The organism is Variovorax sp. J31P207, from assembly GCF_030316965.1.
GTDB classification, from domain to species: domain Bacteria; phylum Pseudomonadota; class Gammaproteobacteria; order Burkholderiales; family Burkholderiaceae_C; genus Variovorax; species Variovorax ginsengisoli_B.
In genome coordinates, this window is the sequence record NZ_JASZYN010000002.1 from 200,415 (window position 1) to 214,838 (window position 14,424).

A 14,424-nucleotide genomic window follows, 5' to 3' on the forward strand; every position below is an offset into this window, starting at 1 on the left:
ATCGAAAGGAAGTCTAGGCAGCGCACCAACGACTGTCTACGTAAAAATTGCCAGACTCCGGTGGCACCTCCCTCGCGCTATATTGGTTCCGCGGTCGCCACGCAAGGAGAGAGATGCCATGCCTGCCGAAGTACCCACCCCGACGGCCACCCCCCTCTCCGAGACCGGTGCGCTGATCGTCGTCGTATCGCGACGGCTCTTCTTTGCGGTCATGGGGCTGGCGGCCATCGTGGTCGTCGCCGTGGTCGTCCTGATCAGCACGAACTGGGCCACCTCGGCGGCCGTCATCCTCTCGGGCACGATCGGCGGCTTCATCGGCCTCCAGCGCAGGCTGAAGGAGTTGACGGTGGAGGACCTGCGGGTGCTCGCGAATTCGTGGGTCCAGATCTGCCTGCCGCCGCTGATCGGCGGCGTGCTCGCGATGCTGCTCTACGTGATCCTCCTGTCCGGAATGATCTCGAGCCCGCTGTTCCCGCATTTCGCGGCCGACCCGTCGACCCGCGAAGGCTGCGAGGCGCCGCACTTCCGGATTCTCCTGTGCCACCACGGCGCGGATTTCGGGGAATACGCCAAGCTCGTCGTCTGGTCCTTCGTCGCCGGGTTCTCGGAGCACTTCGTGACCGACATCATCGGCCGCTTCGAAGGCGAAGCCGCGAAGAACGTGGGCGCCACCGACGACAGCCCCAAGCCGCCTCAATGATTGTGACGAGGCTGGGTGTCGGCCACGCCGCGATACTTGATCGCCAACTCCATGCAGGCGCCCGACTCGAGTTGTCCGACCGTCGCGCGATAGATCTCCTGCCAGGGCGTCTGGCTCGGCCGGATCGACGGCGTCCCTTCGTCCTTGCGGCGCGCGATCTCCTCGTCGGACACCAGCATGTTGCATTGACCGGCGGAGAGGTCGATGCGGACGACGTCACCCGTGCGCAGGTACGCCAGCCCGCCGCCGACGGCACTCTCGGGTGACGCGTTGAGAATCGACGGACTGTCCGACGTCCCCGACTGCCGGCCGTCTCCCAACGTGGGAAGGCTCGTGATGCCACGCTTGAGCAGCGCATCCGGCGGCTGCATGTTCACGACCTCGGCCGAGCCGGGCCAGCCGACAGGCCCCGCGCCGCGTATCACGAGGATGCAGTTCTCGTCGACGGCGAGCACGGGGTCGTTGATTCGTGCGTGATAGTCGTCCGAGTCCTCGAAGACGATGGCCCGGCATTCGAACTGTCCCTCGGCGCCCGGATGGCTCAGGTAGCGCGCCCTGAATTCGGCGGAGATCACGCTCGTCTTCATGATCGCGAAGTCGAACAGATTGCCGCTGAGAACGAGAAAACCGGCCTGGCTCTTGAGAGGACGTGCGAACTCGCGGATCACCTCCCGATTCACGCTTTGCCGGCCTTCGAGATTCTGTTGCATCGTCACGCCGGTCACAGTGGGGCGCGCGCTGCGCAGCATGCCCGCCTGCTGGAGCTCCCACATCACGGCCGGCACACCGCCCGCGCGGTGAAAGGCCTCGCCCAGGTACTTGCCCGCCGGCTGCATGTTCAGCAGCAGCGGCACGTCGAAGCCGAACTCGGTCCAGTCGCTCGGACGCAGGTCCACGCCCGCATGGCGCGCCATGGCCATGAGGTGCGGCTGCGCATTGGTGGACCCGCCGATCGCGGCGTTGACGACGATCGCGTCGAGAAACGCATCCCGCGTGAGGATCGAAGAGGGCCGCCGGTCCTCGAAGGCCAGTTCGACGATGCGGCGACCGGTCTCGTAGGCGATCTGCCCTCGTTCGCGGTAGGGCGCCGGAATCGCGGCACAGCCGGTCAATGACAGCCCCAGCGCCTCCGCCAGCGCATTCATGGTCGACGCGGTTCCCATGGTGTTGCAGTGCCCCACCGAAGGCGCCGACGCCGTGGCGATGTCCATGAACTTCGCTTCGTCGATCTGGCCGGCCGCCAGCAGCTTCCGGCTCTTCCAGATCGCCGCCCCGGAGCCCACGAGTTCGCCTTCGAACCAGCCGTCCAGCATCGGACCGCCGGACAGCGCGATCGTGGGAATGTCCACGGTCGCCGCGGCCATGACCTGCGACGGCGTCGACTTGTCGCAGCCCGTGGTCAGCACGACGGCGTCGATCGGGTAGCCGTGCAGGATCTCGACCAGCGCCATGTAGGCCAGGTTGCGGTCGATGGCCGCCGTCGGCCGCCGGCAGTTCTCGAAGGTCGGGTGCACCGGGAATTCCATCGGGATGCCCCCGGCGTCGCGGATGCCGTCGCGCACTCGCTTGGCCAATTCGAGATGAACGCGATTGCACGGATTCAGGTCGCTTCCGGATTGCGCGATCCCGATGATGGGTCGGCCGGAGCGCAGCTCCGCGGGCGTGATGCCGTAGTTCATGAAGCGCTCGAGATAGAGCGCCGTCATGTCGATGTGATCGGGGTTGGCGAACCAGTCCTGCGATCGGAACCGGCGAGCGGTGCGGTTGCCTTCGGTCATGCGCCGTGCCATCCAGCGTCCACGTAGTACTCGCGTCCGGAGCATCGCGCGGCATCGTCCGATGCCAGAAAGAGCGCCATCGCCGCGACATGCGCAGGATCGATTCGCTGCGGCAGGCACTGCGCCGCCACGACCTGCGCCTCGCTTTCAGGGGATTGCCAGAGCTTCATCTGGCGGGGCGTCCGCACCGCGCCCGGGACGATGCAGTTGACGCGGATGTTGAATCCGCCCAGGTCGCGTGCCAACCCTTTCGTGAGGCCCTCGATGCCGGCCTTGGCAGTCATGTAGATCGACAAGCTGGGCAGCGCGAGATGCCAGGAGATGGAGCCGAGGTTCAGGATCACGCCGCCCCCGGCCGCGCGCATGCCGCCCGAAACAGCCTGCGCGCAGAAGAACTGGTGCCTCAGGTTGACCGCGATCCGCTGGTCCCAGTAGTCCGTCGTCACCGTACCGATCTCATGCCGGTCGTCGTTTGCCGCGTTGTTGACGAGGACGTCGATGGGCCCGCCCGATGCCTCGATCGCCGCGAAGGTCGCCCGGACCCCCTGCAACTCGGTCAGATCGCAGCGGTGAAAGACAGGCGGCTGCGCAGCATCTGCGAGCTTCGCTTGAAGCGCCCGGCCATCGGCGTCGGCGATGTCGAGAAAGAACACCTGGGCACCTTGTCGAGCGAAAGCCTCGACCATGGCCGCGCCGATGCCGGAGCCCCCGCCGGTGATGACGACTCGCTTGCCGGCGAGGCTCGGATAGATGGCAGACATGGATGGGTCCTTTTGTTGATCGGGTCGTGCCTCAGGAAGCGGCGATGCCGCGGGAGGACAGGTTCCGGTAGAGCGCCCGGACGCCGAAGGTCCAGGGTGCGATGGCATCGGAGCGCTGCACGCGATTGACCAGGGCCCCCAGCGACGGCGTCGAGATCGTCACGCGATCGCCGAGGCGGTGGGTGAACCCTTTGCCTTCGTCCCCCCGGTCCTGGATAGGGGAGAACATCGTGCCGAGGAACAGGAAGAAGCCGTCCGGATACTGGTGGTGCGCGCCGCAGGTCTGGCGCACCAGGTCGGTGGGGTCGCGGCTGATCTCGGCCATGCGGCTGGATCCTTCGAGCCGGAAGCCGTCGTCCTGCCCTTCGATGACCAGGCTCACCGTGGCTGCGCGGATCGTGTCCAGCGTGAAGTCATCGTCGAACAGGCGCAGGAACGGTCCGATCGCGCAGGAGCCGTTGTTGTCCTTGGCCTTGCCCAGCAGCAGGGCACTGCGGCCTTCGACGTCGCGGAGATTGACGTCATTGCCCAGCGTGGCGCCGACGATCTGCGCGCGGCTGTTGACCGCCAGCACGATCTCGGGCTCGGGGTTGTTCCATGACGAGCCGGGGTGCAACCCGACGTCATCGCCGAATCCGACCGCGGACATGGGCTGCGCCTTGGAGAACACTTCGGCATCGGGACCGATCCCGACTTCCATGTATTGAGACCATGTGCCCTGGCGGATGAGTTCGTGCTTGAGCGCTTCCGCCTCGGGCGAACCGGGGCGAATGGCCGACAAGTCCGACCCGATGGTGCGTTGAAGCTCGTGCCGGATCTGCACGGCCTTGGTGGCGTCGCCGCCGGCCTGCTCCTCGATGACGCGTTCCAGCAGGCTGACGGCGAAGGTGACGCCGCATGCCTTGATGGCTTGCAGGTCGCACGGTGCCAGGAGCTTCTCGGCGCCAGGCTTTCCCGACGCCGTCATGGTCTTGTCGAGCCACCCGGCGACCTCACCCAGGGGCTCCCCTGGGCAGCTGCGGATGAAATCCAGGAGGTCATCCCGCTCGAGAAGGTCGGACACGGTGGGCGCCGAGGCAGTGATGTCCACCACCTGGCCCGTTCGAACCACCACGACGCAGGGCCCGTTGACGGGGCTCGCACGCCAGACCCGGCCAACGAGCAAGGCGCCGGAAGCGTCGGTGGGAAGAAAGGATGAATGGAGGTTGGTTTGCATTGGGAGAACTAAAGGAGGGTTGCCGGGGACAGCGGATGGATCTCGCAGCTGCTTTCCATGCGCCAGTTCCGTTCGAGCGTGCGCGTGCTGCCGCCTACATCGATTTCGGCACGCAGCCGGATGTCGGCGCTCGATGCGCCGATCCCCAGCTCGAAGATGCCCGGCTCGATGATTCGCACGCCCGCCATGCCGGTGAAGGCCAGCATGTCCACCGGGACGCGGAAGGTCACCCGGGCCACGTCGCCCGCGCCCAGTTCCACCCGGCCGAAGGCCTTCAGTTCCCGCACGGGCCGCACGACGCTAGCCAGGCGATCGCGCACGTACAGCTGCGGGATCTCCACGCCCTTTCGGGATCCGGTATTGGCGACGTCGAAGCTCAGAACGATCTCGCCGTCCTCGATGGGGACCGCCGAAAGGGGCACGTCCAGATTGCGGTACTCGAAGCGCGTGTAGCTCAGGCCATGGCCGAAGGGATACCGGCTGCCGAAGTGCAGGGCAATCGGCGTGCCCCCACTCTTGAACTTGTGGTTGTAGTAGTAGGGCATGGCGCCGACGCTGTGCGGCACCGAGACGGTCAGCCTGCCCGTGGCCTCGGCGCGGCCCGACAGGACCTCGGCGATGGCGGTGCCGCCCTGCTGGCCGCCGGCAAAGGCCATCACGAAGGCTGCGATGCGATCTTCCAGTCCGCCAAGGTTGTAGGGGCGCCCGCTGGTCAGCACGACCACGGTCGGCGTGCCAGTAGCGACGACGGCTTCGAGCAGCTGCTGCTGCACGCCGGGCAGGTCGAGCGAATCGGCATCGGAGCCTTCGCCGATCGTGCCCGCCTGGAAAAGGCCCGCGAGGTCGCCAACGCAGACGAAGGCGACGTCGGCATTGCGGGCGGCATCGACTGCTTCGGGGATCTGATCGGTGCGAAGCGAAACCGGCGAGGTTGGCTTGATGCCCTCCGCGCGCACGTCGCCCGGGAAGACCGGCGTCCCCTTCCTGCGGACCTCGATGATCGAACAGCCTTTTGCGTAGCGCACGTTGTCTGCGCCGTAGATCGCCTGCAGACCCTGCAGCGGCGTCACGATGTGCCGGGTGTCTTCGACCTGGTTGTGCAGCACGACATGCGCGGGGTAGCTGTAGCCGCTGAGCATGGCCAATGGATCGTCGGCCGTGGGGCCGATGACGGCGACGCGGGGACCGCCGGCCGTACCGAGCGGCAGCACGCCACCCCGGTTGTCCAGCACCACGATCGCCTGGCGCGCCGCTTCGAGGGCCGTCGCGACGACTTCGGGCGTGCGCAGCGCGGGCGCCGCTGCGGCGTCCTCGAAGGTCTTCTCGAACAGTCCCAGCCGGAACTTCTCGGTGAGGACCCGGGAGACGATGCGATCGACGGTCGCCAACGTGATCAGGCCGCGCTCGATCGCCGCGACGAGGTGCTGCGCGCAATCATCCGCGGGCAACTCGACATCCAGCCCCGCATTGAAGGCCAGGGCCGCGGCCTCGGTCGCATCCGCCGCCACCGCGTGGTGCTGGTAGAGCAGGCTCACGCCGACGTAGTCGGCCACCACCAGGCCGTCGAAGCCCCATTGCTCGCGCAACACTTCTGTCAGCAGGTGGTGCGAGCAATGCGCCGGCTCGCCGTCGATGTCGTGGTACGCCGGCATCACAGAGCCGGCGTTGGCCTGCTTCACGGCCATCTCGAAGGGAAGCAGGAAGGTGTCGTTCAGCTCGCGCCAGCCGACGTGCACCGGCGCATGGTTGCGTGCGCCCTCGCTGAACGAATGACCCACGTAGTGCTTCAGCGTCGCGAGCACGTCCCGCCGGGGGCCCTGGACGCCGCGAACGTAGCGCGTCGCCATGACGCCGACGAGATAGGGGTCCTCGCCGAATGTCTCCTCGGTTCGGCCCCACCGTACATCGCGCGAAACGTCGAGCACCGGCGCCAGCCCTTGCTGGCATCCCAACTCGCGGCATTCGAAGCCGATCTTCGCGGCCACCTCTTCGACCAGCGCCGGATTCCAGGTCGCGCCGAGGGCCAGCGGAGACGGGAACAGCGTGCCGTCGCGGGTCATCATGCCGGCGAGGCACTCTTCATGCGAAATCGCGGGAATGCCCAGGCGTGTCTCGTTTCGCAGATAGCGCTGCAACTTGTTGAGCGCGCGCAATCCACTGCCTGCCTCGACGCTGCGCGTGCCCAAGGGCCGGGTGATCTGTCCGATGCCGTTGGCCAGGCGCCGCAGCACGGAATCGGCGTCGCTGGCGACGACGAAAGCCTCTCCGGGGCGCACCCGGTGTTCGCCGCTCTCGGACAGGATCAGCCAGAAGGCGTGCATCTGGGCGATCTTTTCCTCGAGCGTCATGCGTCCGAGCAGGTCGTCCACGCGCGCGGGCAGCGGCTGCGCGGGGTCCTTGTAGAGGGGCGTGGAAGAAGTCATGGGAGCGGGCCGTCGGGGGGTGTCAGCGTGCCGCCCAAAGCATGCCGCGCTCCAGCAGCGTGCGCATCTGGGGCACCTGGAACTCGCTGGCGACATGGCCGAGCGCGCTGTAGAACACCCGTCCCTTTCCGTGCCGGCGCTTCCATGCCACCGGCATCACCACGCCATCGATCCACGGCGCGTGTTCGCCAGTGAAGGTCGTCGTCGCCAGCACTTCGTTCGAGGGGTCGACGTGCATGTAGTACTGCTCCGAGCGATAGTCGAAGTCGCCGATGCCCTGCATCACGGGATCGTCCGGTTTAGCGATGTTGACGCGGAAGTCGATGACGTTGCCGGGATGCGCGACCCACTGGCCGCCCGTCATGAACTGGTAGTCGACCGCGTCGCGAAAGGCATCGCACATCCCGCCATGAAACCCTGCCAGCCCGACGCCTTCGCGCACTGCAGCCGTCAGGTTGGCCAGTTCGTCCTTTTCGATCTTCGACATCGTGATGATCGGGACGATCAGGCTCAGGTCCGCGATGGCCGGGTCCTCGAATGCCTTTGTCGAGGTTTCGACACGGACCTTGAAGCCGTGCTCGGTCAACATGTCCGAGACGATCTTCGCCGCCTGGTCGGGCTCGTGCCCCATCCAGCCGCCCCACACGATCATGGCTTCGCGCATTGAGTTGCCTCTGTTCAATTCGTTGACGGGTTCGGTTCAGCCGAGGCCGCCTGCCGAGAAGGCGGTCGGCAAGATCTGCGGCCGCTCCGGCCGGGTCTCGATGCTCACGTGTCGGCCCAGTCGCGACGAGGTCTCGAACGCCTCCATCACTTCGAGCACATGAAGGGCCAGTTCGCCGGACGCGCGGTGCGGGCGGTCGGCGCGGATGGCATGCGCCATGTCGGCCACGCCGATGCTTCGGTAGTTGCCGTCTCCGTAGGCATGCCCGATGGGCTGGTCGACCCACTCCTGCCCGGCCTGCGCGAGCTGGATCGTGCCGCCGAAGTAGTTCGGGTCGGGCACGATCATGCTGGCCTCGGTGCCGTAGAGCTCGATCGGCACATGCCGGTGCTTCGGCACGTCGAAGCTGGTGGCGATCGACACGATGGCGCCCGACGCGAACTCCATCGTGCCGGCGACATGGGTGGCCACTTCGACGTCGATCTTCGTGCCCTTGAGCGGCTCGCTGGTGATGACCCGCTCGCTGCGCACACGCGAGGTCGAGCCCGAAACACGCGCGACGGGTCCGATGAGGTTGACCAGTGCCGTGATGTAGTACGGCCCCATGTCGAGCATCGGCCCGCCGCCCTCGGCATAGTAGAAGGCAGGATTCGGATGCCAGCGCTCGTGGCCCGGACACATGAAAGTTGCCGTGCCCGCCACCGGTTTGCCGATGGCGCCTTCGTCGACGAGCTTGCGACAGGTCTGGTGCGCGCCACCGAGGAAGGTGTCGGGCGCACAGCCGACGCGAAGGCCACGCTTGTCGGCGGCTTCGAGCAGCGTTCTTGCGTGGGCCGTCGTGAGGCCCAACGGCTTCTCGGAATGCACGTGCTTGCCGGCGGCGATCGCCATCAGCCCGACCTCCACGTGCGCCGCCGGGATCGTCAGGTTCACGATGATCTCGATCGCCGGATCGCGCAGCAGCGCATCGACCGACACAGCCTCGAGCCCGAACTGCGAGGCACGCGCCTGCGCCGCCTCCGGCTTCAGGTCGGCGACGCCGCGGATGTCAAGGATGGGGAACTTCGCCACGGCCTTCAGGTAGGCCTCGCTGATGTTCCCACAGCCGATGAAGCCGATTCCGACCTTGTCCATCAGTGCTCCTGCACCGGGAAGGCGGAATACTTCTTCACGATGCCGGCGAGCTCGTTGTTCACCTTGCACTGCTTCAGCGAGAACGACGAGAGGACCCGATCGATCTGCGATTCGGACAAGTCCTTGAACAGGCGGGCGTAGGTCTGCTGCATCAACGCGCTGGTGTAGAAGCAGAGCACCGCCGAGCTGAAGCACTTGCGGTTGTAGACCTGGGTGATGCTGTCGTCGCCGATGACGTCGTAGATCTGCTGCGCCAGCTTTCCGGTTTCCTGCTTGACCGCCGTCGGAGGCATCCACACCATCCAGTCGTCGGCGCCCAGTTGAACCTTCTTCCGGATGAAGTCCCCGACCCGCTGCTGGTACTCCGATTCGGGGTCGAGGGTCACGAGACCCATCACGCCGACATCCTTGTAGGTCCAGGTGGTCCAGTGCGCGCCATGGCGCTCGAAGATGCCGATCTGGTCGTCCATCGCGCGCACGCGGTCGGGCACCTCTGCGTCGCCTCCGTTGTAGACCGATCCGAACTCGCCGACCCACAAGGGAGCGCCGTGCTTCTTCGTGAACACGGTGCCTTCGTGGTTCGTGAACTCGAGCTCTTGCCGTGCCAGGTCCCAGTGCTCGGGGCCGTCGCTGCGGGGCTGACCCGCATCGATCGTGCCGGGGTACTGGCCCGGGCCGAAGCCCGCGATGGTGTAGTTGTGGCTGCTATAGACGAGGTTGTCCGCGAAGGGGGCTTCCAGGCCATCGAAGAGGTAGGAGTAGCGATCGCCCTCCAGAAAGATGATGTGCCGGGGATCGATCTCCCGCACCGCGTCGACGGCCCGCCGGTAGACGGTGTTCATCAGGTCCCAGTCCGGCCGATAGTTCTTGTGGATGTTCCACGGCAGGTCGCCGAACTGGTTGTTCACGCAGGGCTCGTTCATCAGGTTGAATCCCGCGACGACGGCCTCGTCCTTGTAGCGCCGGGCAATCTCCTTCCACAAGGCGATGAACCGGTCCTGGTAGTGCGCGTGGTTCCAGAACAGGCTGTGCCTGTTGGCATTGTCCGAATGCCAATGCACGTTCTGCCAGCCCTGGACGGCGTGCAGGTCGAGGATGGCGTAGAGGCCGTGCTTCTCGCACCACCGGAGCACCTGCGTCAGCCGCTGGAAGCCGGCTTCCTTGTAGACGAAGGGCTTGTTGTCGTCCTCGAAGTGCCGGTAGTTCAGCGGGAGCCTGACCACCGTGGTGCCGAGGCTCTTGAGGTACTCGATGTCGGACTCGTTGAAGAAGTGATCGTGGAATCGTTCGAAGAAGAATTCGGCCTTCGACTTGCCCAGGACCTCGGCCATCTCGAAGCGCAGCGTGTGCTCCGCGCCGGAGAACCCGTTGATGAAGTCCTCCATGTTCATCCAGCCGCCGACACAGGTGCCCCGGAGGCGCACGCTCTTGCCTCGGGCGTCGACGATCTGGTTGGCCTTTACGCTCAGAAAATCCATTTGTTCTGCTCCTGTTGCATCAGTTGATTCGTTGCTCGGTCGCCGCATCGAACAGATGCGCGTGCTCGATCTGTGCGGCGATCCGGATGACTTCGCCGGGCCCGGCGGTGATGCGTTCGCGGAACACCGCGCAGATCGCCTGTCCGCCGATCTGCGCCATCACCTGCGTCTCGGAGCCGGTCGGCTCGACCACCTCCACCGTGATCGGGAAGCCCGCGTCGTCGAGCACGAAGTGCTCGGGCCGGATGCCATAGACCGCCGGCAGTCCCGGCGTTGCGGTCGGTGCATTGGCAAAGGGCAGCGTGAGGCCACCCGATCCATCGACCACGAAGCCTTCGCGCTCGACCTTGCCCTTGAGCAGGTTCATCGCGGGGCTGCCGATGAAGCCGGCAACGAAGAGGTTGGTCGGACGGTCGTAGAGGTCGAGCGGGGCGCCGACCTGCTCGACGACGCCGTCATGCAGGACCACGATCTTGTCGGCCATCGTCATGGCCTCGACCTGGTCGTGGGTCACGTAGACGATGGTGGTTCCGAGGCGCTGGTGCAGCGCCTTGATCTCGGTGCGCATCTGCACCCGGAGCTTGGCGTCGAGGTTGGACAGCGGCTCGTCGAACAAGAAGACCTTGGGGTCGCGAACGATCGCCCGGCCCATCGCGACGCGCTGGCGCTGGCCACCCGAGAGTTCCTTCGGCAGGCGGCCCAGCAGCGGTTCGAGACTCAGGATCTTTGCCGCCCGCGCGACCTTCGGGTCGATCTCGCTCTTCTTGGCGCCGCCCATCTTGAGCGAGAAAGCCATGTTCTGCTCGACCGTCATGTGCGGATAGAGCGCATAGCTCTGGAACACCATCGCGATGTCGCGCTCCTTCGGCGCGAGGTCGTTGACCACCCGCTCGCCGATGCGGATCTCGCCCCCCGAAATATCCTCCAGCCCGGCGATCATCCGCAGCAGCGTCGACTTGCCGCAGCCGGAGGGGCCGACGAGGATCACGAACTCGCCGTCGTCGATTTCGACATCGACGCCGCGAATGACGGGCACCGGGCCATAGTCCTTCTGGACTCTTCTGATACTCACCGAAGACATGGATTGATCCTTCTCAGCCTTTGACAGAGCCGGAGGTCAGGCCGGCGACGATATGCTTTTGCGCCGCAAAGAACATGATCACGGCCGGAAGGATCGTGAGCGTGATGAATGCCAGCACGAGGTTCCAGTCGGTCGAGAACTCGCCCTGGTACGCCATGATTCCGAGCGGCCAGGTGTAGAGCGTCTCGCGGTTGAAGACCACCAGGGGCAGCAGGTACGAATTCCAGCTGTGCACGAAGACGATCACCGCCACCGTCGCCAGGATGGGCCTCGACAGGGGCAGCACGATGTGCCAGAAGAACCTGAAGTAGCCGCAGCCGTCGATGAGTGCCGCCTCGAACAGCTCCGCCGGCAGTTGCTTGAAGTAGTTGCGGAACAGCAGGATGCTCGACGCCAGGCCGAAGGCGACCTGCGGCAGGACGACGCCCCAGTAGTTGTCGAGCAGGCCCAGGTCCCGGATCTGGATGAAGAGCGGCAGAATCGCGGTCGCCGCCGGGAACATCAATCCGAGAAGCAGGTAGTTGACGAGGAAGGCCGAGCCGAAGAACTGGATGTGCACGAACACGAACGCCGCCATCGCCGAGACCATCACCGTCAGGATGACCGTCAGCACCGCGATCACCGCGGAGTTCCCCATCAGTTGCCAGTAGCGGCTGCCGCCCAGGATGTCCCAGTAGTTTCGCCATTCCCACTGCGCCGGGAATCCGAAGGGATTGACGCGCAGGTCGCCGAGGGTCTTGAAGCCGCCCAGCACGGTGGCGACCAGCGGGATCAGCACCAGCCCGGCGACGAGGAACAGCGCCGCGTAGCGGACGACCGGCGACATGGACGCGGACTTCGGCGCGGATGAATCGTGACTAGTCATGGCGCATCAGGACCCGCTTGTAGCCGAAGGCGAAGACCACGCAGATGAGGAACAGGACAACGCCGACGGCACTGCCGAAGCCGATCTCCATGCGCGTGACACCGTAGTTGTAGAGGAAGGTCACCATGGTCTGCGTGCTGTCGGACGGACCGCCCTTGGTCAGCGGCATGATGAGATCGAAGAGCTGGATCGACCCGAGGATCGCGAAGAACACCGACAGCCTGATCGTCGAGCCCAGCAACGGCACCGTGATGCGGCTGAAGATCTGCCAGCGCGATGCGCCGTCGATGCGGGCGGCCTCGTACAGGCTGCGATCGATCTGCTGCAATCCGGCGATGTACAGGATCATGTGGAATCCGAAGTACTTCCAGATCACGACGATCAGGATGGCGTACATCGCGAGCTCGGGTTCGGACAGCACGTAGGGTGCGGTCGCTCCGAACGACTCCCAGATCTTGGCCAGCAGGCCGTAGTCGCCGTCGTAGACGAAACGCCAGATCAGGCCGGCCGCGATCTCCGCCAGGATGTAGGGCAGGAAGAAGATCAGCCTGAAGCTGGTCGTGCCGATCACGCGGTCGGCGAGCAATACCGCCATGGCCAGCGCCAAGGGCAGCTGCACGGCCAGCGACCCCACGATGATCAGCAGGTTGTTGCCGAGGGCCGTGTGGAACGCAGGGTTCTGGAACAGGTCCACGAAGTTCCGGAAGCCGACGAAATTCGTGGGAACGCCATAGCCGTTCCAGTTGAAGAAGCTGTACCAGCCGGCCGCGCCCATCGGCAAGGCAACGAACAACGTAAACAGCAGGATCGCCGGCGGCAGAAAGAACAGCACCACTGCCGTCGTTCCGCCGACTCGCCTGGATGGCTTGCGTCGCCAGGCCCGCGACCTGCCCGTCGGGGCAGGCGCCACGGCCCCTGCACTGTGATCGATCGTCGTCACGATGGTCCCTTCCCTGTCTGCGCGCTTCGAGTGCCGGCGTCTGATTCGAGATCGTGCGAGTCGTTCAGTTGGTACTGTTGACGCGCTGCCAGGCTGCCTGCACGGCGGCGGCTGCATCTGCGGGCTTCATCTTCCCCGAGGCGAGCTCGACCGACACGTCGTTGACGACCGCACCGACCGACGGGCCAAGCATCTGGTCGTAGTAGATCTGGTGGTAGTGGGACTTCGAGACGTTCTCCGCCAGCTGGCGAAGGATCGGATTGGCGATGGCCTCCTGCGTGCCGTTGACCACGGGGATGTACGACCCGCGTTCAGCCGGAATGCGCTGATTCTTCGCTTCCGAGAAGAAGCGCAGGAATTCGGCAGCCTCCTTCGGCGAGCCCTTGGTGACCAGCCAGCCATTCATGCCGCCCAGGGTGTCGGTCGGGTCGCCCTTGCCGCCCGCGACGACCGGGAAGGGGAACCATCCCAGCTTGTCCTCGGGGATGCCGAGCTTGTTGGCGGAGTTCGCCTTCATCGAGCCGAGCATCGAGTTCAGCTGGAGGACCATGGCGCCCTTGCCGTCGCCGAACTGGCCCGACGACTGGGGAAAGGTGGCGCCGAGGTAGCCCGGCTGGAACGGCTTCAGGTCGGTGAGCTGCTGGAACAAGGTGCCCGCCTGGACGAAGGTGTCGCTCGCGAAGCCCTTGCCCTCGCCTTGCATGGCAGCGTCGAAGGCCGCCTTGCCACCGAGGCGCAAGGCCAGATGCGACCAGTAGAAGTGCAGCGGCCACTTGTCCCCGCCGCCGACGATGATCGGCGTGGTTCCCGAGTCCTTGATCTTCTTCACTGCGCCGAGCAGGTCGTCCCAGGTCTTGATCGACCCTGCGTCGACGCCGGCCTTTGCAAACAATTCCTTGTTGTAGAAGAACCCGACCTGGCCCAGCTGCAGCGGCACACCGTAGACCTTGCCGTTGACGGTAAAGGCCTGCAGCGCAGCCGGCATGAAGCTCTCGCGCCACTTCGCGTCCATGGGCGCCGAGATGTCCTCGAGGACGCCGGCCTTGATCTGGTCGCGCATGGTTCCGCCACCCCAGCTGTACAGGATGTTCGGCCGATCGGGCGATTGCAGCAGCGTTGTCAGCTTCTTCTTGTACGACTCGTTCTCGAGGTACTGGATCTCGACCTTGACGCCAGGGTGCGTCGATTCGAACCGGCGGGCAACGTCGTTGTAGAAGGCGCCGGTCTCGGGGTTCTGATCCACGTGCATCAGACGGACGGTCGCGTCGGCAGCGAGGACACCGGCCGCGGACAGCCACATCCCCGCGGCGAGCGCCGCAGAAGAAACCAACTTGATGCTTCTCATACTGTCTCCAATTTGTTTGATGGCCAAACAAATGTGCCA

At 65.4% G+C, this 14,424-nt stretch carries 12 protein-coding genes; 1 reads left to right on the forward strand and 11 read right to left on the reverse strand.

Going from position 1 to position 14,424, the window contains the following annotated elements; translation table 11 throughout:
• The first annotated feature begins 118 nt into the window (after positions 1-118).
• The gene (locus QTI68_RS06580; RefSeq protein ID WP_286520467.1) at positions 119-700 is read left to right on the forward strand and encodes a hypothetical protein; all 582 of its coding nucleotides are present in this window, start codon (positions 119-121) and stop codon (positions 698-700) included.
• Here QTI68_RS06580 and QTI68_RS06585 read toward each other — a convergent pair.
• The 11 genes from QTI68_RS06585 to QTI68_RS06635 form a co-directional block, all read right to left on the reverse strand.
• Entirely contained in the window at positions 694-2,478 is a 1,785-nt protein-coding gene (locus tag QTI68_RS06585; RefSeq protein ID WP_286520468.1) for an IlvD/Edd family dehydratase, read from the reverse strand. The two genes, QTI68_RS06580 and QTI68_RS06585, sit on opposite strands and share 7 nt — an antisense overlap.
• Positions 2,475-3,239 carry a D-xylose 1-dehydrogenase gene (xylB, locus tag QTI68_RS06590; protein WP_286520469.1) on the reverse strand — a complete coding sequence of 255 codons (765 nt, stop codon included), beginning with the start codon at positions 3,237-3,239 and terminating at the stop codon, positions 2,475-2,477. Before xylB ends, QTI68_RS06585 begins: the two co-directional genes overlap by 4 nt.
• Before the next feature lie 31 nt (positions 3,240-3,270).
• Entirely contained in the window at positions 3,271-4,455 is a 1,185-nt protein-coding gene (locus QTI68_RS06595) for a fumarylacetoacetate hydrolase family protein (protein WP_286520470.1), read from the reverse strand.
• A gap of 8 nt (positions 4,456-4,463) precedes the next feature.
• The gene (locus QTI68_RS06600; RefSeq protein WP_286520472.1) at positions 4,464-6,878 is read right to left on the reverse strand and encodes a glycoside hydrolase family 3 protein; all 2,415 of its coding nucleotides are present in this window, start codon (positions 6,876-6,878) and stop codon (positions 4,464-4,466) included.
• A 22-nt stretch (positions 6,879-6,900) separates the two neighbouring features.
• Positions 6,901-7,542 carry a ThuA domain-containing protein gene (locus QTI68_RS06605; protein WP_286520474.1) on the reverse strand — a complete coding sequence of 214 codons (642 nt, stop codon included), beginning with the start codon at positions 7,540-7,542 and terminating at the stop codon, positions 6,901-6,903.
• Positions 7,543-7,578: 36 nt separating this feature from the next.
• The gene (locus tag QTI68_RS06610; RefSeq protein WP_286520475.1) at positions 7,579-8,676 is read right to left on the reverse strand and encodes a Gfo/Idh/MocA family protein; all 1,098 of its coding nucleotides are present in this window, start codon (positions 8,674-8,676) and stop codon (positions 7,579-7,581) included.
• Positions 8,676-10,154, reverse strand: coding sequence for a glycoside hydrolase family 5 protein (locus QTI68_RS06615; RefSeq protein WP_286520476.1), 1,479 nt, complete (start codon positions 10,152-10,154; stop codon positions 8,676-8,678). Before QTI68_RS06615 ends, QTI68_RS06610 begins: the two co-directional genes overlap by 1 nt.
• A gap of 19 nt (positions 10,155-10,173) precedes the next feature.
• Positions 10,174-11,235 (reverse strand): ABC transporter ATP-binding protein, encoded by a 1,062-nt coding sequence (locus tag QTI68_RS06620; protein WP_286520477.1) that lies wholly within the window; start codon positions 11,233-11,235, stop codon positions 10,174-10,176.
• Between the two features lie 13 nt (positions 11,236-11,248).
• Complete coding sequence (locus QTI68_RS06625; RefSeq protein WP_286520478.1) at positions 11,249-12,061, reverse strand: carbohydrate ABC transporter permease; 813 nt, start codon at positions 12,059-12,061, stop codon at positions 11,249-11,251.
• Between the two features lie 31 nt (positions 12,062-12,092).
• Positions 12,093-12,935 carry a carbohydrate ABC transporter permease gene (locus QTI68_RS06630; RefSeq protein ID WP_286520479.1) on the reverse strand — a complete coding sequence of 281 codons (843 nt, stop codon included), beginning with the start codon at positions 12,933-12,935 and terminating at the stop codon, positions 12,093-12,095.
• A 169-nt stretch (positions 12,936-13,104) separates the two neighbouring features.
• Positions 13,105-14,385: an ABC transporter substrate-binding protein gene (locus QTI68_RS06635; RefSeq protein ID WP_286520481.1), complete on the reverse strand. Its 1,281-nt coding sequence runs from the start codon at positions 14,383-14,385 to the stop codon at positions 13,105-13,107.
• Between the last annotated feature and the right edge of the window lie 39 nt (positions 14,386-14,424).

What these genes read in the sequence shown, in the direction of transcription:
- QTI68_RS06580 (WP_286520467.1), top strand. Translation starts at nt 119, where the DNA reads ATGCCTGCCGAAGTACCCACCCCGACGGCCACCCCCCTCTCCGAGACC.
- QTI68_RS06585 (WP_286520468.1), bottom strand. Translation starts at nt 2,478, where the DNA reads ATGACCGAAGGCAACCGCACCGCTCGCCGGTTCCGATCGCAGGACTGG.
- xylB (WP_286520469.1), bottom strand. Translation starts at nt 3,239, where the DNA reads ATGTCTGCCATCTATCCGAGCCTCGCCGGCAAGCGAGTCGTCATCACC.
- QTI68_RS06595 (WP_286520470.1), bottom strand. Translation starts at nt 4,455, where the DNA reads ATGCAAACCAACCTCCATTCATCCTTTCTTCCCACCGACGCTTCCGGC.
- QTI68_RS06600 (WP_286520472.1), bottom strand. Translation starts at nt 6,878, where the DNA reads ATGACTTCTTCCACGCCCCTCTACAAGGACCCCGCGCAGCCGCTGCCC.
- QTI68_RS06605 (WP_286520474.1), bottom strand. Translation starts at nt 7,542, where the DNA reads ATGCGCGAAGCCATGATCGTGTGGGGCGGCTGGATGGGGCACGAGCCC.
- QTI68_RS06610 (WP_286520475.1), bottom strand. Translation starts at nt 8,676, where the DNA reads ATGGACAAGGTCGGAATCGGCTTCATCGGCTGTGGGAACATCAGCGAG.
- QTI68_RS06615 (WP_286520476.1), bottom strand. Translation starts at nt 10,154, where the DNA reads ATGGATTTTCTGAGCGTAAAGGCCAACCAGATCGTCGACGCCCGAGGC.
- QTI68_RS06620 (WP_286520477.1), bottom strand. Translation starts at nt 11,235, where the DNA reads ATGTCTTCGGTGAGTATCAGAAGAGTCCAGAAGGACTATGGCCCGGTG.
- QTI68_RS06625 (WP_286520478.1), bottom strand. Translation starts at nt 12,061, where the DNA reads ATGTCGCCGGTCGTCCGCTACGCGGCGCTGTTCCTCGTCGCCGGGCTG.
- QTI68_RS06635 (WP_286520481.1), bottom strand. Translation starts at nt 14,385, where the DNA reads ATGAGAAGCATCAAGTTGGTTTCTTCTGCGGCGCTCGCCGCGGGGATG.